An 18,813-nucleotide genomic window follows, 5' to 3' on the forward strand; every position below is an offset into this window, starting at 1 on the left:
AGATCTCTCCCAGGGAAGGAGCGCGCTGAGCCGTCGGTGATACATCGGCGACGGCATCCGGGTCGTTCCACGGCCACGGAGACCCGATTCGTGACTGCACGTCCGACCCGTTATGATTGCAGGGTGCATCCGTGTCTTCGGCTCGGATGCCTGGAGACGTCGCATAGTCCGGCCGAGTGCACCACCCTGCTAAGGTGGAGTCCCCTCACGGGGACCAGGGGTTCAAATCCCCTCGTCTCCGCAGTAGATTCCCTGGTCAGAGCCCGTCTTTCGAGACGCTGTCGACGTTCTCGCTCCGATGATCCGCGCGTGTGGATCCCTGCTCCGGGCGTGCGACAGGAGCGAGCGAGGTTGTGCACGGCACGCGGCCGGGCAGGCGTTGATCGCCGAGAGGACCATCATGACTTCTGGATACTCGGATGCGCCGCTGACCCTGGCTCTCGTGGATCCTCGGTCTCCGGACGGGCGCGCGATTCTGGAGCGGTTCTTCATCGACATCGTCGGCCGGTACTGGGGGCGGCCGGCGACCGCCGCTGAGGTGACGGCGGCGATGCTCGACGAACCGAGCGACGACCTCTGCGGCGACGAGGGGTTCCTGCTCGTCGCCCGAGACGGGGGCCGCGCGGTCGGCTGCGGTGGCATGAGGGTGATCGAGCAGGGAGTCGGGGAACTCACGCGGGTGTTCGTCGACGGCACCGCACGAGGACGCGGCGTCGGACGGGCGCTGCTCGCCGAGATCGAGTCGATCAGCGCGCGTCGCGGCATCCGCACGCTGCGACTGACGGTGCGCGACGACCTCGCCGAAGCGCATCGCCTCTATCGTCGGCTCGGGTACGAGACCGTCGAGCACTTCTCCTCGTCGCCCTACGCCGACCACCAGCTCGCGAAGACCCTGGAACCGCTCGTTCCCTGAGCGGACGGCGCGGGTGGCGGATGCCGCAGGCATCCTGCATCGGTTTCGCGGAGTGACGTCGGCGCGCACTTCCGCGCACCCGGCGTCTGTGGCGGGCTGCGGAGCGTGCCAGTGGCGCGGGCGGAGCGGCGCATGCCGTAGTGGCAATTTCTGCTGTTCTTAACTCGCGGATCGGTGATCGTGGGGTGCACTTCTTTCATACGGTTGTGGCATCCCGATCCGATCACAGTGAGGTGCGCCCGATGACCACTCCGCGGCCCGGTCTTGCGCTGCACGGCGACGGCACCTCTTCCCGCGACGCGTACTTCGTGTCGGACAGCACGGGCATCACCGCGGAGACGCTGGGAAACGCGCTGCTGGCGAACTTCCCCGCGGTGACCTTTCGGCGCCACACCGTGCCGTTCGTCGACACCGTCGTCGGCGCGGACAACGTCGCCGCCGACATCAGGGCGAAGCGCGGAGACGGCGAGGAGCCGATCATCTTCACCACGGTGAAGTCCGCGCAGATCCTCGCCGCGCTCGCCGATGCGGGCGGAGTGATGATCGACCTCCTCGGCGGGCACCTGCGCGAGCTGGAGACGAGCCTCGGGAGCACGGCATCCGAGCAGCTCGGACAGTTCCACGGGGTGGGCGACATGGAGCGCTACTTCGCCAGGATGCGCGCCGTCGAGTACGCCATCGAGCACGACGACGGACAGAGCATGCGCGCCCTCGACATCGCCGACGTCATCATCATCGCGCCGTCACGCTGCGGCAAGACGCCCACGACGATGTACCTGGCACTGCAGTACGGGCTCCTCGTCGCGAACTATCCGCTGACCGACGACGACTACCCCGCAGACGGTCTTCCGCGCACGGTCGCGAAGTACGCGTCGAAGTGCTTCGGCCTCACCACGACGCCCCTCCGGCTCAGCCAGGTCCGGCATGAGCGCCGCCCGGACAGCACGTACTCGAGTCTCGCCCAGTGCACGCTCGAGATCCGCCGGGCCGAGGATCTCTACCGCCGCAACCGCGTGCCCTTCCTGAACTCCTCCACGAAGTCCGTGGAGGAGATGTCCGCCGTGATCATGCAGTCCATGCGGCTGCGGAGCTGAACAGCTCGTCTCGTCTCTGCGTTCGTCTCTGCGTTTCGTCTCTGCGTTTCGTCTCGCTTCGCTCGCTCAACGACCATCGCTCGCTCAACGACCACCGCTCGCTCAACGACCATCGCTCGCTCAACGACCAGGTTCCGACCCGAAAGAAGAACACCATGACCACCATCCTCTGGTTCACGCAGATCGGCATGAACGACGTCGCTCAGGTCGGCGGCAAGAACGCCTCGCTGGGCGAGATGGTCTCGAACCTGTCGGGCGCGGGCGTGAGCGTCCCCGGCGGCTTCGCGACCACCGCCGATGCCTACCGGGACTTCCTCGCGGCGGACGGGCTCTACGACCGCATCCGCTCGACGGTCGAGTCCCTCGACGTCGACGACGTCGCCGAGCTCGCGCGCGTCGGCGCGAACGTGCGCGAGTGGATCGAGAGCCAGCCGCTCCCCGCGGCGTTCGAGTCCGACATCCGCGAGGCGTACGCGACCCTCGTGGCGTCCGACCCACAGCCCGACTCCGTCTCCTGGGCTGTGCGCTCCAGCGCCACCGCGGAGGACCTGCCCGACGCGTCGTTCGCCGGTCAGCAGGAGACGTTCCTCAACATCAGCGGCATCGACAACATCCTCGCCGCCATCCGCAGCGTCTTCGCCTCCCTCTACAACGACCGCGCGATCGCGTACCGGGTGCACCACGGATTCGACCACCACGACGTGGCGCTGTCCGCCGGCATCCAGCGGATGGTGCGAAGCGACGTGGGCGCATCCGGCGTGCTCTTCACCGTCGACACCGAGTCGGGCTTCGACCGGGCCGTGTTCATCACCAGCGCGTACGGGCTCGGCGAGGCCGTCGTGCAGGGCGCGGTGAACCCCGACGAGTTCTACGCCTACAAGCCGGCCCTGCGCGACGGGCGCCCGGCGATCCTGAAGCGGTCGGTGGGGGAGAAGGCCGTGAAGATGGTCTACGCCGATGCGACCCAGGTGGGCGCGAGCACCGTGTTCACCGACGTGCCGGTCGCGGAGCGCGCGCGGTTCAGCATTACGGATGCCGAGGTCGAGGAGCTCGGGCGCCAGGCGCTCGTCATCGAGGAGCACTACGGCCGCCCGATGGACATCGAATGGGGCAAGGACGGCATCGACGGAAAGCTCTACATCCTGCAGGCACGGCCGGAGACGGTCGTGAGCCGCACCGACGGCAACGTGACGCGGCGCTTCGTGCTCGACGCCCCCGGCACGGCGATCACGGTGGGGCGCGCCATCGGGCAGAAGATCGGTGCGGGTCCCGTGCGGGTGATGACCTCGCTGGATCAGATGGACGAGTTCCGCCCCGGCGACGTCCTCGTCGCCGACATGACCGATCCCGACTGGGAGCCGATCATGAAGCGCGCCTCCGCGATCGTCACCAACCGCGGCGGCCGCACCTGTCACGCGGCGATCATCGCGCGCGAGCTCGGCATCCCCGCCGTCGTCGGCACGGGGGACGCCACCTCCGCGCTGCGCGACGGGCAGGAGGTCACCGTCTCCTGCGCCGAGGGGGACGAGGGCTTCGTCTACTCCGGCATCCTCGGTTTCGAGGAGGTCGTCACGCACCTCGACGAGATGCCCGCGAGCCCCGTCAAGATCATGCTCAACGTCGGCACCCCGGATCAGGCCTTCGCCTTCTCGAAGCTGCCCAACAAGGGCGTGGGGCTGGCCCGTCTCGAGTTCGTGATCAACCGGCAGATCGGCATCCACCCTCGGGCGCTGCTCGATCACGACACGCTCCCCGCCGAGCTGAAGGCCGACATCGCCGAGCGCATCGCCGCCTACGACTCTCCGCGGGACTACTTCGTGAAGCGCGTCGCGGAGGGCGTCTCGATGCTCGCCGCGGCCTTCGCACCCGAACCCGTGATCGTGCGACTGAGCGACTTCAAGTCCAACGAGTACGCGAACCTCATCGGCGGCGAGATCTACGAGCCGCACGAGGAGAACCCGATGATCGGCTACCGCGGCGCATCCCGCTACATCTCGGCGGACTTCCGCGAGTGCTTCGACATGGAGTGCGAGGCGCTGCGATTCGTGCGCGACGAGATGGGGCTCACGAACGTCGAGATCATGGTGCCCTTCGTGCGCACGCTGGGCGAGGCGGCCGCCGTCACCGAGCTGCTCGCCGAGAACGGCCTGCGCCGCGGCGAGAACGGACTGCGCGTCATCATGATGTGCGAGCTGCCGTCGAACGCCGTGCTCGCCGACGAGTTCCTCGAGTACTTCGACGGCTTCTCGATCGGCTCGAACGACATGACCCAGCTCACGCTCGGCCTCGACCGCGACTCCGGGCTCGTCGCCGCGACCTTCGACGAGCGCGACCCCGCGGTGCTGAAGATGCTGTCGATGGCGATCGAGGCGTGCCGCAGGGCGGGCAAGTACGTCGGCATCTGCGGGCAGGGTCCGAGCGACCACCCCGACCTCGCCGACTGGCTCGTCGGCGAGGGGATCGAGTCGATGTCTCTCAACCCCGACACCGTGGTCGAGACCTGGCTGCGGCTCGCGAGGCTGAACGCGTAGGCGCGGGGCTCAGCTCGCGGCGAGCACCGAGAGCACGTTCCCTGCGGGGTCGGTGAACCACGCGATGTCGGGTCCGCGGCCGGGGCCGCCGTGCGCGATGCCCTTCGCGTCGGTGCCGAAGTCGGGGTCGACGTAGATCTTCGTCACGACACCGCGGGCGTTGAGCTCGTCGACTGCGGACTCGACGTCGTCGACCGGGAAGTTGAGGATCGTGAAGCTCGCGGGCGTGTGGTTCGGCTTGGCGTACACGAGGATCGAGCCACCCTGGGGTAGACGGATGTCGAGGAACCCCATGGCGTTCGTCGACACGTCGAGTCCCAGGGTCTCGCCGTAGAAGGAGCGGGCCGCGTCGATGTCGTCGACGCTGAACCCGCTGAACGCGTGCGTGGTCTGGAAGGCGGTCATGCGTTCAGCATGCGCCCGTCGGCGCGGCCTGTCCAGAGGCCGGCCGACGGGCATCGCCGATCACTCCGCCGCGGAGTACTCCTCCTCGCCGGCGATCACGGTGAGCACGACGTGAGCCTCGAGCAGCGAGGCCGCCCCATCGGCGAACGGATCGACGTCGAGCACCGCGAAGTCGGCGGCCTGCCCGACGGCGATAGTTCCGCGCCAGGCGCCGTCGCCGACGGATGCCGCGGCATCCCGCGTCGCGTGCGCGATCGCCCGCTCCAGGGGCAGCGCGAACTGCGGATGCACCGCGGGCGCCGACGGGTCCAGTGCCGACGCCCTGGTCGCCGCGACGTACATGTTCGCGAGGGCCTCGTGCGGCGCGGTGGGCGCATCCGTCGAGAAGGCGAGGAGCGCACCGGCATCCTCGTACTCGGGCCAGGCGAACGCGCGGTCGACGCGATCATCGCCGAGCTGGGCGGCCCAGTTCGCGAAGATCGCGGGGTCGGCGTGCACCGGCTGCATCGACGCGGTCACTCCGAGCCTCGCCATGCGTTCGGCTGTGCCGGGGGCCGCATACTCCAGGTGCTCGATGCGATGGCGTCGGGGGCGGTCTCCGTTCTGCGCGACGGCGTGCTCGATCGCGTCGAGTGCGAGCGTGCTCGCGGCGTCGCCGATCGCGTGCATCGCGATCTGCAGGCCGGCCGCATCCGCCGCCGCGACGACGGGGAACAGCCGCTCGGCCGGCCAGATTGCGTCGGCGTTCGACCCGTCGGCGTAGGGGTTCTTCATGGCGGCCGTGCACGCGTCGATCGTGCCGTCGAGCACGAGCTTGATGCCCCGCACCCGCACCCCGGCCTGCGGCGCGGCGTCGAGCTCGGCCGCCCGTGCGACCTGGGCGAGGTTCGCGGCGTCGTCTCCCGTGTTGGCGACGAACCAGTGCGCGTCGATCCGCAGCGGTAGGGCCCCTCGCGCGGCCGCGCGGCCGAGTGCGGCGAGACCGAGCTCATCGAACGCCATGTCGACGGCTCCGGTGACGCCGGACTCCAGATAAGCGGCGACGACCCGCTCGACGTCGGCGTCGCGCTGCGCGTCGGTGGTCGTGGCGTCGCGGTGCGTCCAGGCGAACTGCTGGGCCGCGGTCTCGTACAGCATCCCTGTGGCGTCGCCGGCGGCATCCCTCTCGATGCGCCCGCCGATGGGGTCGGGGGTGTCGCGCGAGATGCCGAGCCTCGCCAGCGCGGCGCTGTTCACCCAGCACGAGTGGTAGTCGTTGGCGTCGAGGAAGACGGGGATGTCGGAGACGGCGGCGTCGATCATCGCGGCGGTCGGCTGGCCGCCCTCGATCGCGTCGAACAGCCAGCCGCGACCGTACAGCTCGCCGTCCGCCTGAGCGCGGGCGGCCCGCAGGCGCTCCTGGATCTCCTCGAGCGTGCGCGCGTCGGTGAGGCCGACCTGTCCGAGCGCGCTGCCCATCATGAGCAGGTGGGTGTGCGCGTCGGTGAATCCGGGCACCACCGCCCGGCCGTCGAGGTCGACGACCGCATCGGATGCCGGAGCATCCGCCTCCGCGCCCACGAAGACGAACGTGCCGTCCTCCACGACGACGGCCTCGGCCCACTGTGCGTCGTCGGCGGCGGTGAAGAAGCGGGCGTTGCGGTACAGCGTGCGGGTCACTTCTACTCCCTCTGGTCGCTCAGTGCGGGTCATGCGGGGATCTCCTCGTGGGCGACGGTGGTGGCGGTGCGCTCGAGGCGCGTGGACAGCAGGGCGATCGCCCCGGCGGGAACGGCGAGGACGAAGCTCGCGATGCCGAGCGCGATCGCGAAGCCCTCGTAGCCGAGCACGCTGACCAGCGCGGCGCCGATCACCGGGGTCAGGGCGGAGCCGACGAGATAGACGGCGAGGAGCGGCCCGGACCAGCGGCCGTCGGCGTCGAGGGCAGCCGAGGTCGAGACGAAGTACATGAACGCGACCGCGTACACGGTGTTCCAGGCGATGAAGACGACGATGAACGCCGTCGGATCGGTGGTGAAGCCCTCGACGATCTTCAGCGCCCCGCCGAGGACGAGCAGGATCACGAGCGGCACCGCCCGGCCGAGCTTGTCGCCGACGATCATGAGCAGCAGGGAGCCGAGGAGTCCTCCGGCGGTCGCGCCGCTGAGGGCGATGCCGAGCCCCTCGGGGGTGAGGCCGGTCTGGTCTGCGCCCATGACTCCGGCCATGGCCCACAGCGAGTCCTCGCTGGCGGCCCAGAGCGCGAACGTCACGAGCAGGCCGAAGCCCGCGATCGTCACGAGGCGAGACCGCGCCGGAGACACCCTGACCGCGCCGGTCTCGGGGATGTCGATCGGCATGGCCTCCGCCACGGCCGCCGCGGCCTGCGGTGCGATGACGGGCGCCGCCGGCAGCCACGCCGACACGAGCAGGCCGATCAGGCTGAACAGCGCCAGAGCGCCGAACACGTCGATGGGGGCGAGGCCGATCAGCGGGATGACGGCGAGCACGACGGTGATGACACCGCGGTTGGCGAGGCCGTTGAACCCGGCGACGCGGTCGGGGTTGCGGAACGCGGCCAGCGCCGCACCGGATGCGGCGACCGCGCCGCCGGCGCCGATGCCGCCGGCGAGGAGCCCCGGAAGCACGAGGCCGGGCAGGAACGCCGCCGCGCCGAAACCGAGGACGGCGAGGGCGAGGCCGGTGCGCGCGACCGTGCGGCGGTGGATGCCGGCGCACAGCGGTGCGATCGAGAGCCCGGAGACGGCGGTGAGCAGCAGGGTCGCCGTCACGAGCCAGCTGGCCGCGAGCACGTCGATGCCGAGGGCGGTCTGCGCCGCGGTGATCATGTACGGGGAGAGGTTGACGCCGAGGTAGCCGGCGATGCCGATGGCGAAGGTGGCGGTGGCGGTCGGCAGGCGGAGGGGGACTCGGGTGCGGAGATCGGGAACGGTCATGGAGGACTCCAAGGGCGGGCGCACGGCGGTGTACGCGGGTGTCGAGTGAGGCGGGATGCGCGGGTGGGGCATGCCACGCATAAACGAATGGTGTTCGTAAACGAATGGTGTTCATTATTATGCACAGAGGAGATGTCGCAGGGAAGACCCTGTGTTGCGAGCACGTGACGATCTCCTGGGAATGAGGAGCCATGCCGAGACCGACCACGCCGCTGCTGTCGGCCGAGATCATCGGCGACGCCGGACTCGCCCTCTCGCGCGCGGGAGAGCCGTTCGGTGTCAACGCCATAGCCCGGAGCCTCGGCGTGCGGCCGTCGTCGCTCTACAACCACGTCGACGGCATGGACGGCATCGTCGAGTTCATGCGCGGGCGCCTCATCATCGGATACCGGGTCGAGCCGTCAGGCGACGCATGGGACGACTATCTGGTCGACGTGCTCCGCACACAGCGCCGCATGTACGCCGACCACCCGCAGCTCGTGCCCCTGCTCATCGGCAAGACGATCACCCACCCCTCGGTGATCGCCGCCTACGACGAGCTCGCGACGGTGCTCGTCGACGGAGGATTCCCCGAAGACGAGATCCTCGCGATCATCGCCCTCATCGACGCCTTCGCCATCGGCTTCGGACTCGACCTCGCCTCCCCGGATGACATCTGGCAGCCGGAGGGGGAGACCCGCACCCTCGGGCGTCTCCTCGACGGAGCAGAGCGCGGCGAGGCCCGCTCCGACCGCACCTTCGAGCTCGGCGTCTCGGTGCTGCTCGACTCGCTGCGCGCGCGGCTGGCCGCCTGAACCCGAGCCGCACCGGTTCGTCGAGGTCGCGGCTCGCCCCCCGGCATCCGTCCCTCATCTCGGGTAGTCTCGCCCGCATGCCCACCGCAGCGACGCAGACCCACAAGCGCGAGGCGTTCGGCTCGCGGAACGTCTTCATCCTCTCCGCGATCGGATCGGCCGTCGGCCTCGGCAACATCTGGCGCTTCCCCTACGTCGCGTACGAGGGCGGCGGAGGCGCGTTCCTCATCCCCTATCTGTGCGCCCTGCTGACCGCCGGCATCCCCCTGCTGTTCTTCGACTACGCGATCGGTCACCGCTTCCGCGGGTCGGCACCGCTCGCCTTCCGGCGCCTGCACCGCTCCGCCGAGACGCTCGGCTGGTGGCAGGTCCTGATCTGCGTCGTGATCTCCGTCTACTACGCCGTCATCATCGCGTGGTCGGCGATGTACACGTGGTTCTCCGCACAGCTCACCTGGGGCCCGGGCAACGAGAACGACTTCTTCTTCTCCGATTTCCTGCAGTCGGCGGACGTCGCGAAGACGGGCGTCTCCACAGAGTTCGTGCCGCAGGTCGGCCTTCCTCTCGTCGTGGTCTGGCTGGCCGTGATCGTGATCATGTGCCTCGGCGTCAAGAAGGGCATCGGGCGCGCGAACATGATCCTCATGCCGCTGCTGACCGTGATGTTCGCGGTGCTCGTGGTGCAGTCGCTCTTCCTGCCCGGCGCCCTCGACGGGTTGAACGCGTTCTTCACACCCGACTGGGAGGCGCTCGCCGATCCCGCGGTGTGGGCCTCGGCGTACGGCCACATCTTCTTCTCGCTCTCGGTGGCGTTCGGCATCATGGTGACCTACTCGTCGTACCTGAAGCGCAAGACCGACCTCACCGGGTCGGGGCTGGTGGTCGCCTTCGCGAACTCGGGCTTCGAGATCCTCGCCGGCATCGGCGTGTTCGCGGCGCTCGGGTTCATGGCACAGGCGCAGGGCACCGACGTCTCCGGTGTCGCCTCGTCGGGCATCGGACTGGCGTTCATCGCGTTCCCCACGATCGTCTCGCAGGCGGCCGGCGGATCGATCATCGGCGTGCTGTTCTTCGGGGCGCTCGTCTTCGCGGGTGTGACGTCGCTGATCTCGATCCTGGAGGTGATCGTCGCCGCCCTGCAGGACAAGCTGGGGTGGAGCCGCATCCGCACGACGCTCACCGTGTCGATCCCGCTGGCGGTCATCTCGATGGCACTCTTCTCGACGACGACCGCGCTCTCGGTCCTGGACACGACGGATGCCTTCGTCAACGCCTTCGGGATCATGGCGGTGGCCCTCGTCGCCGTGATCGTCGTCGCCTGGATGCTGCACAGGCTCCCCGCGCTCAAGGATCACCTGAACCGGCGGTCGAGCTTCCCCGTCGGACGGGTGTGGATGCTGCTCGTCGGCGTGCTCGCACCGGTCGTGCTCGGATACCTCTTCATCACGGGGCTGATCGACAAGATCGCGAACCCCTACGGCGGGTACCCGTCGTGGTTCCTCGGCATCTTCGGGTGGGGCATGGTGATCGCCCTGGTGGTGCTCGCCTTCGGTCTCGCACTGCTGCCGTGGGGTCGGCGCTCCCACGCGAAGGACGACCCCGACTACGACGAGTTCCTCGCGGTCGAGCACTACGACCCCGATCAGGAGACCGCCGCGCACGCGCAGCCCGAGCAGAGGGGAGCGGTCGCATGAGCGCCGCAGCCGTCGTCATGATGATCGTCGCCATGGTCACGGTCTGGGGCGGCCTCATCGCCGCGATCGTGAACCTCGCTCGCCACCCCGAGGTCGCGGAGAGCGAGCCGGAGGCCCCGCCCGTCGAGCTGTAGCGGACGCGCCCGTCAGGGGCGGACCTGGGTCCGGATCAAGGCACTCGCCCTCGACGTCGACGAGGGCGGTGATCCGCCTCAGCTCCCGTAGGGCGCCTTCGGCGGATCCGTCACCACGGGCTGCGGCTCGACCAGACTCTCGTCCTCGTTGAAGTACACCGGCCCGCCAGCGGGGAAGTAGAACTGCGGCACCGAGTCCACACCTTCTGTCGCCGGGATCGAACGCCACGTCAGGACGTCGTCCCCACGGTTCTCGTCATCGCCGACCATCGCCGAGAGAGCATCAGACTCTCCCGGCGTGCACGGGGTGTCGGCCGATGCCGTCACCGTGCCCTCTGCCGGCCGAATGGTCAAGACGGCTCGGCCCACCGCATCGTCCTCGGCGATGACGTTCCACTCGGCGCGGTCTCCCTCGCCGTAGACGGCCGCTTCCGACTCCAGCCCGGCATTCGCGAACGCCTTGACGGCCACGTCGCTGAGGGCCTGTCCGTCGACGTCAGGCAACGCCACGGAGCGTCGGTACGCGAAACGGTAGCCATCGTCGGCAAGGCCGAGATCGCACGCGATCGGGAAGGCTCCGTAGCCCCCGATCGGCACGTCCCACACACCCTCGTGCACGCCCATCAGGACGGTGTGCATGGTGTTCGACATCGCGAGATAACGCTGCTCTCCGTCGCGATACAGCTCATCGCCTTCGGGAGCCGCCTGCGCAGCACATCCGGTCGTCACCAGCACCAGTCCGGCGGCCACGACCGCCCACGCGTAACGCATGGCTGCCACCCTAGTATCCACATTGCCCGGGAGACGAAAGCCCTCGGGCGATCAGCACCCACATGCCGTGCTCGCTGCCCTCGCCACCCACCTCGGTGCCGAGCTCTCCGGTCGTCACGATCGACCTCACGGTGGAGAACGACTCACTGCCTGTGAATCTCGCCCGCCACCCCGAGGTCGCGGAGAGCGAGCCGGAGGCCCCGCGTCGAGCTGTAGCGGACGCGCCCGTCAGGGGCGGACCTGGTTCCTCAGCTCCTCGCCCGCGATGAGCCGTGCGACGTTCTCGTCGATGAGCGCGCTCGCGCCGACGGGCCTGTTGCCTGCGACGTGCGGGGTGATCACGAGGTTCGGCGTCGTCCACAGCGGGGACTCCGCGTCGAGGGGCTCGGTCTTCATCACGTCGATCGCGGCGGTGCGGAGCCGGCCCGTCGCCAGTGCGTCGATCAGGGCGTCCTCGTCGACGGTGGCGCCGCGGCCGACGTTCACGAACACGGCCCCCGGCTGCAGCATCCCGAACACCGGGGCGTCGAAGAGGCCGGCGGTCTCAGGAGAGGCGGGGACGAGGGAGACGAGGACGTCGGTCTCGGCCAGCACCTCGGCGGCGTCCGCCTCCGCGCGCACCTCGAACCCGGACCGGATGCCGGAGCTGCGGGCGATGCCGTGCACGTCGGCGCCGAGCAGACCGAGCATGGGGGCGAGTCGTGCGGCGATCGAGCCGAAGCCCCAGATCGTCACGCGGGATCCGGCGAGGGTGTACGCGGAGCGGGTCTCCGCGGCGCTCTGGGCGGAGATGAAGTCCGCGTCCCACCGCCGTTGGCGCTGCGCGTCGTGGAGCAGGTCGAGTCGGCGCACCGCCCCGAGGATCAGCGCGAGAGCGTGCTCGGCGACGGGGCCGTCGTGCAGGGAGCGCCCGGAGCAGATCCGCACGTCCGCGGCGAATCCGGCGGCGAGTACGGCATCCGGCCCCGCAGCCAGCGTCTGCACGAGCCGCAGCTCCGGCAGATCCCGCACGGCGTGGTCGAGCTGGCGCCCCGGGTTCTGCCAGGTGACCAGCACCTCGGCATCCCTGTGCTCTGCGGGGATGTCCGCGGACACGTCGTAGACCACGACCTCCGCATCGGATCCGAGCTGCAACTCGATGGTGTTCGGGACAAGGATCTTCATGGCGCCTCCCTCACCAGGAAAGCACATCGCGCACGGGGCCCGGTGCGGGCATGATCGGATCGGACCGGAACGATCGGGTGCGAGCCCGCCGCCGGAAGGGATGCTGGACAGGAAAGGAGGACCCCATGATCGGAGCACTCAACGCACTGGTCGATCTCGTGGAGCGGGATGCCGCGGCCGAGGTCGACGTCGCCGGGTTCGCCCGCGCGCAGGGAACCACCGAGTACCACCTGCGCCGGATGTTCTCGGCGCTCGCCGGAATGCCCCTGTCGGAGTACGTCCGGCGCCGTCGTATGACGCTCGCCGCCGCGGAACTCGTCGGCGGGGCGCCGAACGTCCTGGACGTCGCGGTTCGACACGGCTACGGCTCGGTCGAGGCGTTCGGCCGGGCGTTCCGCGCCGTGCACGGCATCGGCCCGGCGGAGGCGCGACGAGACGGGGGTCCTCTCCGCACACAACCCATGCTCCGGTTCCGCCTGAGCGTAGAAGGGAGCGTCCCCATGGACGTCACCGTCATCACCCTGCCCGAACTCGTGCTCGTCGGCCACGCCGCCCGCGTGCCGCTCATCCACGAGGGCGTCAACCCGCACATCCAACAGCACATCGCCGCCATCGCACCCGAGGAGCACGTGCGGCTCAAGGGGCTGAACGACGCCGAGCCCTCCGGCATCCTCGCGGTGACCGGCGACATCGAGCCGGACGCCCCCGAGGGGACGACGCTGACCTACCTGCACGGAGTGTCCCTGGCGCCGACCACCGCCGTGCCGGACGGCCTCGACGTCGTGCGCGTCGAGAGCGGAGCCTGGGCCGTCTTCTCGGCGACCGGTCCGTTCCCCGACACCCTGCAGAGCCTGTGGGCGGCGACCGCGACCGAGTGGTTCCCGTCCAATCCCTGGCGGCTGCGTCCCGGCCCCTCGATCGTCCGCTACCTGGAGTTCACCGGGACGCACGCGACCTGCGAGCTGTGGCTGGCCGTCGAACCGGAGTGACGGCGGTCGACGGCACGCACCATCAGACTTGATGGATCCGAAACGGGATTTGGACCGCTTGCGGCGCTTCTCTGCGTTGCTTTCCTGCTGACGCGCGACAATCGGCGGAATTGACCTGTCCGGGGGGATCAGCATGTCAGCATCAGAACGGAACGTCGCGGCACTCGTCGGAAACGGCATGTCGATAGCGTTCGAACCCAGCCTCAACCTCACGAGCATCACAGAGGAGGTCCTGCGTCGTATCGAGTCCGAGGACGGAGGCCAGGTCGTTGAGGCGATGAAGAAGGTCGCGGAGTGGGCTCTTCCCGACGGCGCGAGCAGCGATCACGATTTCGAGTTGCTGGTCGGGGCGTTCGGGTTCGAATCGCGTACTCTGGGCCTTCTCGATTCGCTCGCAGCTCTGCGCGAACCCGCCGACGAGGACCTGCGAGACGCCATCGACGCCGTCGCCAGGTTCGCGCAGCGTGTGCGCGACGGCGGAATCGCCCACGTTCTCGAGGTCATCGCCGAACGATCCCATGCCTCGCAGGAGCGGGCGGCTCCGATGCGACGGCTCATGTCAGCGCTCATCCATGACTTCGACGGGCGGATCTCCATCGGGAACCTCAACTACGACACTCTCTTGCTCGCGGCTCTCATGAAGGTGTGCCCGAAGGAGTTCTCAGATCTCGGAGACGGGCGAAAGGAGACGACAGTGGTGCTCGGACTGAGCGAGCATCCGGCAAACCGACTTCGACGTAGACGCGCCGACTTCCCGAAGTACCAGCGGGTGAGGCTGCTGCATCTTCACGGGTCCCTCACTTACTGGTCCGACGGAGACACCTCTGTAAAGGTCTCCTTGCCCGAACTTGAAGCCGCCTCGCCCTGGCGCGCGATCCGATCGGGGGAGACGACCGCGAGACCGCTCGTCGTCCTCGCGAATCCGCAGGAGAAGCCCGAACAGGTGCGACGGCACCCCTTTGGCTTGGCGTATGACCTCTTCTCGGATGCGCTCGACGAGGCCGACAGCTGGCTGGTGGTCGGTTACTCGTTCAGGGATGAATCGGTGAATCTGCGGATGCAGGAGTCGCTGGCCGCCTATGAGGAGCCGCCGCGGATGCTCGTCGTGACGCACGGAGACTCGCCGAGCCGTCAGGAGATCAGCCGCGCGCTGGGGGTGGAGCCGTCGAGCACTCATGCGTGGCTGCATATCGACAAGCGCGGTGCGTACGGTCTGGAGGCGCGTTCGTCGTGGTCGTGGTTCACCGGAGGAGACGAATGAACTGGTGGCACCGGCGGCGCAGCGTCCCACCAACACCAACACCAACACCAACACCGGACGCACTCTCCCCGCGAGACATCGTCGCGGGGTATGACGAGTACGTCGCGGGCGTCAGGACGAAACTCACCACAGCCGCGATCACCGTCGTGATCCTGGGGGTGCTCGCCGCGAGCCTGGGAGTTCTGACGTCGATGGCGCCCGACTCGCAGGGGCAGACGCCGGTCCTCTTGCCCGTCTCCGCGGAGCTCGCGGTCGGCGGATTCAGTCTGCTCGCCGCGGTCGCTATCGCCCTGCAGTTAGCGGTGCGTGCAGAGGACGCGCGCGTGTGGGCCGCATCGGCAGGGGATCCTCCACGACAGAACGGCGTCGCGCACGAGGCCCGTACCGTGGGCCGGAGGTTGTTCCTTTCGCAGTTCGCCGAGCTGATGGTGCCCGTTTCACTCGGCCTCGGACTCTACGTCTCCTGGCCGTTCGTTGTCCAGGAGCCTCTTCATCTTCTCGGGGTGCTCGCGCCCCTCGCCGGAGGACTGATCGTCGCAGTGGTGGCCGCGGATGCCAGCGCCGCCGCCGACCCGATCTTCTCGCAGCGCGCGCAGAAGGTCGCGTGGGCCCAGAAGAAGCGCCGGGTCCTGGGGAGCGGGCTACGCACGGCGATGTCTCTGATGGTGCGGCCTTCGGCGAAACGGATCGCGATGAGTGTGGCAGGGCTCGTCTTGGTGCCCCTCGCAGTGGGAGTCTCTGCCGCATCGCTGCGCTACATGCTCCTGGGCGAGCTGCCGACCCCCGCGGTGGTCGCCCCTCTCGCCGTCGCGGCCCTTGTCGTGGCCGTCCTGATGATGGTCTTTGCCACCTCGCTTTTCGTGCTCGCCATGGAGCGCGACCGTGTCACATTGTTCGCGGCGGCGACTGTGTTCGCGATGCTTCTCGTGCTCTACGTCCTGCAGGCGCTTCAGCTGGTGATCGACGACGGAACGCCGTCCGCGTCATCGGCGCTGGGCGGGCTCCTCATGCTCTCCCTCGTCGTCGCGCCAGGACTGCTCGCGGCATCGTCCCTGCGGGATCGCGGCGAATCCGAGTCGATCGGGCTTCTCCGATGGATAGCGGTCGGAGCTCTGAAGAAGGCCATCCGTCAGGGGGTCGTGAACGTGAATCGGCCGTGCGAACGCCGCAATGGTATGGCCATCGCGGCCGCATTGCTCGCGGTGCTTGTACCCCTGGGGTACTTGCTGGCGATGGTCGCGGACGCGCAGCTTCGCCGGGCGGCGTTCTCGGATGCGCCTCAGCGCGGTGGAGGGTGGGTGCGCGCCGCTCGTATCGTGACCTGGGTGACTGTCGTGGTGGGCTTGTCGGTCGCCGTCGTGCTCGTCCTCTGGGTGCGGTTCACCGCTCGCTGATCAGCGGTCGAGCGTTTCGAAGGTCTGTGATCCGGCCCGTTTCCTCTCCCAGCGCTCGCGGGTGAGGAAGGCGAGCTGTCCGGTCTTGGTCGGCAGGTCGACGCGCGGGCCGAGCTCGAAGCCGGACTTCACCGCCCGTGCGACGGCGCGCTCGTTGCGCACGTCGGGCTCGATCACGAGGCGGTCGACGTCGGGGCCGGCGAACAGGAATTCCGCCATCGCGTCGGCGACGAGCGAGGTGAACCTCGCGACGGGCGCGCCGCGGTCGCCGAGCAGGAAGTGGAGGCCGGCGTCTCCGGGGAGGGCGTCGTAGACCTCGCCGAGCGGATCGTTCTCGGGCTCGTACGTCTGCAGGAGCACGATCGGAAGCCCGTCGCGGCGCACGAGGAACGCGTGGTGGCTCGGCAGTCCGTCGACGAAGAGGTAGAGGTCGCGCAGCTCCTCTCGCGGAAGTTCGGAGAGCCCCCAGAAGCGCGAGGCGGGGCGGCTGACCCAGTCGTGCAGCAGGTCGAGCTCGGCCACCGGATCGAGCACCGTGAACTCCAGGCGCCCGAGAGCGGGCGAGTCCGTCGTGTGCACGACGGCGCCCGCCGGACCGCTCGCCAGGCGGGAGGTGCGGATGACGGTCATGATGCTCCTGTCGGGGTGTCGGCGTGCAGCGCCGCCCAGTCGGTGACGACCCTCGTGGGGTGGACGGCGGCCCAGTCGCGGAGCTGGTCGGAGAAGTGCGGGGAGTCGGGGGCGCCCGCGGCGCCGAACGGCACGCTCCACAGGCTCTGCTCGCGGTCGGCGAGGTCCCATGCCCACCGGGCGACGGAGCCCCGCCAGGCGCGGTCGGTGAGCCCGGGGGTCGATCCGGTGCAGCGCACGGCATCCCCGTCTCCGGACAGCTCGACGTCGAGACCCGCGACCGGGGCCGTGGCTCGGGGGACATCCGCGAGGACGTGCGTCGGCAGCATCCGGTGCGTCGATCCCCAGGAGCCGGCGTCCGCCGCCCTCTCCAGAGCCCGCCGCACCAGAGCGGGGGCGTCGTCGCGCAGGGCCGGATGCTGGAGCAGCCGGGGGAGCACCGCGGCGACCTGTCCTTCGACGCCCATCCACGGGTCGAAGACCGCGCCGAAGGGGTGCGGCTCCCGCAGCGGCGCCAGCGTCGGATGCGCGGCCGTCTCCTGCACGAGCGCGTCGCGCCAGGCGCCGAAGGCGCCGGCCGCCTCGGAGCCGGCATCCATACGTCCGTCCCATGCCGTGATGAGGTCGCGGACTCGCACGGCCGCGGGGGAGAGCGAGGCGTCGGGAGAGGGGAGCAGAGCGCGCAGCGGCGCCGTCGACCCCGATGCGGTGTCGCCCCAGATCGGCTCGAGGTCCGCGGGGGTGCGCGGGGCGAGGTCGGCGAGAAGACGGGCGATGCGCGACGCCCGATGAGACGACGGGTACGCCCAGCCGAGATCGATCGCCGCGGCGGACGGGCGCTCGTTCGCGTCGACGGCGACATCGCGCACGACGACGGCGCCGACCCTGTCGCGGTCGGGGGCGGGAGCGACGGAGGCGGCGGAGTGCGCGCGTCGGCGTTCGTCCCTCTCCCGTCGGGGGACCGTCCCGACCGTGGCCGACAGCACGTCGCCTCCGCGGTCGGCGGCGAGCACGCGATTGACGGGATCGATCCAGTGGTCGAAGGCAGAGATCACGTCCTGAGCCGTGCGCGCCCGCAGCAGCGGCAGGAGCGCTCCGGCCCCGAGATCGGCGTTTGTCCGCGCGGGATGCCGGATGCTCCAGGCCCGCAGCCCGCCGTCGTGCGGATGCGGATCGGTGACGATGCAGCCGCGAGACGTCTCCAGCGACTCGACCTCGATCGTGCCGCCTCCGCGCACCGCGATCAGCGACCTGAGCACCTCGACGGGCTCCCACCCGTGGGGTCCGAGCGCCTCGTACCCGCCCTGCACGGTCCGCAGACGCTCCTCGAACACGTCCACGCTGTGCGCGATCGCGTTCGTGATGCCCCAGGCGGCGTCGCCGGTGTGACCGAAATGCGGCACGCCGGGCACGCCGGGGAAGGCGAGCCCGATCACGTCGAACTCGTCGCACGCGAGCCTGACCTGCTGATACACGCCGGGGAGCTCGAAGATCCGGTGCGGGTCACCCGCGAGCAGCGGCATCCCGCTGGCGGTGCGCGATCCGTGCAGCGCCCAGGCGTTGCTGCCCGCCGTCGGGGTCGTCTCCTCACCGGCGTCGCCGGCGAAGAGGTCGACCCATTCGTCGCCGAGCGCCAGCGCGACCCGCTCGCGCCACAGCACGTGCGGGAACGTCGAGAACAGCGCGTGCGCGACGTGCAGCACGCCGAGCGGATCGTGGTCGTCCCAGGCGGTGAGCGGCCGGGTGTCTCCGAACGTCTCGTCGAGCACGCGGAACTCCGCCGCGCGGGAGCCTGCGGCATCCATCCCTCGGCGCACGCCCCCGGCATAGGCGCTCACGAAGGCGCGATCCTCCTCACCGAGTGCGTCGAACGCGCGCCGCGCGGTCTCGTCGAGCCGCGCTCGTCGGGCGAAGACGTCCCACACGACGCCCGCCTCCCCGATGAGCTCGGAGAGACGCCCCGCCGAACGCAGCCGGTCGATCTCGATCTGCCAGCCGCGGTCACGCGCGGTGACCTCACCCTGCGCCTCGGCGAGATCCCGCACGTCCGTCGCCCGGATGTGCGGGATGCCGAGGTCATCCCGGAACACCTCTGCCATCCGC

The 18,813-nt window shown here is 69.6% G+C and carries 16 protein-coding genes and 1 tRNA gene; 10 read left to right on the plus strand and 7 right to left on the minus strand.

Annotation, left to right across the window (positions count from 1 at the left end; genetic code table 11):
* The first annotated feature begins 152 nt into the window (after positions 1 to 152).
* From ACFY5A_RS08200 to ppsA, 4 genes are all read left to right on the plus strand, one after another.
* Positions 153 to 241: transfer RNA gene (locus ACFY5A_RS08200), tRNA-Ser, on the plus strand.
* Positions 242 to 400: 159 nt separating this feature from the next.
* Positions 401 to 913 carry a GNAT family N-acetyltransferase gene (locus ACFY5A_RS08205; protein ID WP_387233053.1) on the plus strand — a complete coding sequence of 171 codons (513 nt, stop codon included), beginning with the start codon at positions 401 to 403 and terminating at the stop codon, positions 911 to 913.
* Positions 914 to 1,155: 242 nt separating this feature from the next.
* Positions 1,156 to 2,007 carry a pyruvate, water dikinase regulatory protein gene (locus ACFY5A_RS08210; RefSeq protein WP_341940266.1) on the plus strand — a complete coding sequence of 284 codons (852 nt, stop codon included), beginning with the start codon at positions 1,156 to 1,158 and terminating at the stop codon, positions 2,005 to 2,007.
* A gap of 155 nt (positions 2,008 to 2,162) precedes the next feature.
* Positions 2,163 to 4,538: a phosphoenolpyruvate synthase gene (gene ppsA, locus ACFY5A_RS08215; protein ID WP_387233057.1), complete on the plus strand. Its 2,376-nt coding sequence runs from the start codon at positions 2,163 to 2,165 to the stop codon at positions 4,536 to 4,538.
* A gap of 9 nt (positions 4,539 to 4,547) precedes the next feature.
* Here the strand turns inward: ppsA and ACFY5A_RS08220 are convergent, their stop codons facing one another.
* Genes ACFY5A_RS08220 through ACFY5A_RS08230 form a run of 3 tightly spaced genes read right to left on the minus strand, consistent with a single transcriptional unit; the run spans position 4,548 to position 7,879 of the window.
* The gene (locus ACFY5A_RS08220) at positions 4,548 to 4,943 is read right to left on the minus strand and encodes a VOC family protein (protein ID WP_341940264.1); all 396 of its coding nucleotides are present in this window, start codon (positions 4,941 to 4,943) and stop codon (positions 4,548 to 4,550) included.
* A 60-nt stretch (positions 4,944 to 5,003) separates the two neighbouring features.
* Positions 5,004 to 6,635 carry an amidohydrolase gene (locus ACFY5A_RS08225; protein WP_387233061.1) on the minus strand — a complete coding sequence of 544 codons (1,632 nt, stop codon included), beginning with the start codon at positions 6,633 to 6,635 and terminating at the stop codon, positions 5,004 to 5,006.
* Complete coding sequence (locus tag ACFY5A_RS08230; RefSeq protein WP_387233063.1) at positions 6,632 to 7,879, minus strand: MFS transporter; 1,248 nt, start codon at positions 7,877 to 7,879, stop codon at positions 6,632 to 6,634. The genes ACFY5A_RS08225 and ACFY5A_RS08230 overlap by 4 nt, the downstream gene beginning before the upstream one ends.
* A 191-nt stretch (positions 7,880 to 8,070) precedes the next feature.
* On the opposite strand from ACFY5A_RS08230, the gene ACFY5A_RS08235 reads away from it, so the two are divergent.
* From ACFY5A_RS08235 to ACFY5A_RS08245, 3 genes are all read left to right on the plus strand, one after another.
* Positions 8,071 to 8,673 (plus strand): TetR/AcrR family transcriptional regulator C-terminal domain-containing protein, encoded by a 603-nt coding sequence (locus ACFY5A_RS08235; protein ID WP_387233066.1) that lies wholly within the window; start codon positions 8,071 to 8,073, stop codon positions 8,671 to 8,673.
* Positions 8,674 to 8,750: 77 nt separating this feature from the next.
* Positions 8,751 to 10,367 (plus strand): sodium-dependent transporter, encoded by a 1,617-nt coding sequence (locus tag ACFY5A_RS08240; RefSeq protein WP_387233069.1) that lies wholly within the window; start codon positions 8,751 to 8,753, stop codon positions 10,365 to 10,367.
* A complete protein-coding gene (locus ACFY5A_RS08245) occupies positions 10,364 to 10,501 on the plus strand; it encodes a methionine/alanine import family NSS transporter small subunit (protein ID WP_386948312.1) in 138 nt (45 codons plus the stop codon). The genes ACFY5A_RS08240 and ACFY5A_RS08245 overlap by 4 nt, the downstream gene beginning before the upstream one ends.
* A 78-nt stretch (positions 10,502 to 10,579) precedes the next feature.
* Here the strand turns inward: ACFY5A_RS08245 and ACFY5A_RS08250 are convergent, their stop codons facing one another.
* Both ACFY5A_RS08250 and ACFY5A_RS08255 read right to left on the minus strand, forming a co-directional pair.
* Entirely contained in the window at positions 10,580 to 11,281 is a 702-nt protein-coding gene (locus ACFY5A_RS08250; protein WP_387233072.1) for a hypothetical protein, read from the minus strand.
* Positions 11,282 to 11,500: 219 nt separating this feature from the next.
* On the minus strand, positions 11,501 to 12,436 hold the full coding sequence (locus ACFY5A_RS08255; RefSeq protein ID WP_387233075.1) for an NAD(P)-dependent oxidoreductase: 936 nt from the start codon (positions 12,434 to 12,436) through the stop codon (positions 11,501 to 11,503).
* A gap of 125 nt (positions 12,437 to 12,561) precedes the next feature.
* Between ACFY5A_RS08255 and ACFY5A_RS08260 the strand changes: the two genes are divergently transcribed.
* From ACFY5A_RS08260 to ACFY5A_RS08270, 3 genes are all read left to right on the plus strand, one after another.
* Complete coding sequence (locus tag ACFY5A_RS08260; RefSeq protein ID WP_387233078.1) at positions 12,562 to 13,425, plus strand: GyrI-like domain-containing protein; 864 nt, start codon at positions 12,562 to 12,564, stop codon at positions 13,423 to 13,425.
* Between the two features lie 133 nt (positions 13,426 to 13,558).
* Positions 13,559 to 14,686, plus strand: a complete 1,128-nt coding sequence (locus ACFY5A_RS08265; RefSeq protein WP_341940257.1) for an SIR2 family protein — start codon at positions 13,559 to 13,561, stop codon at positions 14,684 to 14,686.
* On the plus strand, positions 14,683 to 16,080 hold the full coding sequence (locus ACFY5A_RS08270; RefSeq protein WP_341940256.1) for a hypothetical protein: 1,398 nt from the start codon (positions 14,683 to 14,685) through the stop codon (positions 16,078 to 16,080). Before ACFY5A_RS08265 ends, ACFY5A_RS08270 begins: the two co-directional genes overlap by 4 nt.
* Here the strand turns inward: ACFY5A_RS08270 and ACFY5A_RS08275 are convergent, their stop codons facing one another.
* Both ACFY5A_RS08275 and ACFY5A_RS08280 read right to left on the minus strand, forming a co-directional pair.
* Positions 16,081 to 16,710 (minus strand): GNAT family N-acetyltransferase, encoded by a 630-nt coding sequence (locus ACFY5A_RS08275; protein ID WP_341940255.1) that lies wholly within the window; start codon positions 16,708 to 16,710, stop codon positions 16,081 to 16,083.
* Positions 16,707 to 18,809 (minus strand): penicillin acylase family protein, encoded by a 2,103-nt coding sequence (locus tag ACFY5A_RS08280; protein ID WP_387233083.1) that lies wholly within the window; start codon positions 18,807 to 18,809, stop codon positions 16,707 to 16,709. The genes ACFY5A_RS08275 and ACFY5A_RS08280 overlap by 4 nt, the downstream gene beginning before the upstream one ends.
* Between the last annotated feature and the right edge of the window lie 4 nt (positions 18,810 to 18,813).

Origin of the sequence: Microbacterium sp. NPDC012755 (assembly GCF_042901325.1) — a bacterium.
GTDB classification, from domain to species: Bacteria; Actinomycetota; Actinomycetes; order Actinomycetales; family Microbacteriaceae; genus Microbacterium; species Microbacterium natoriense.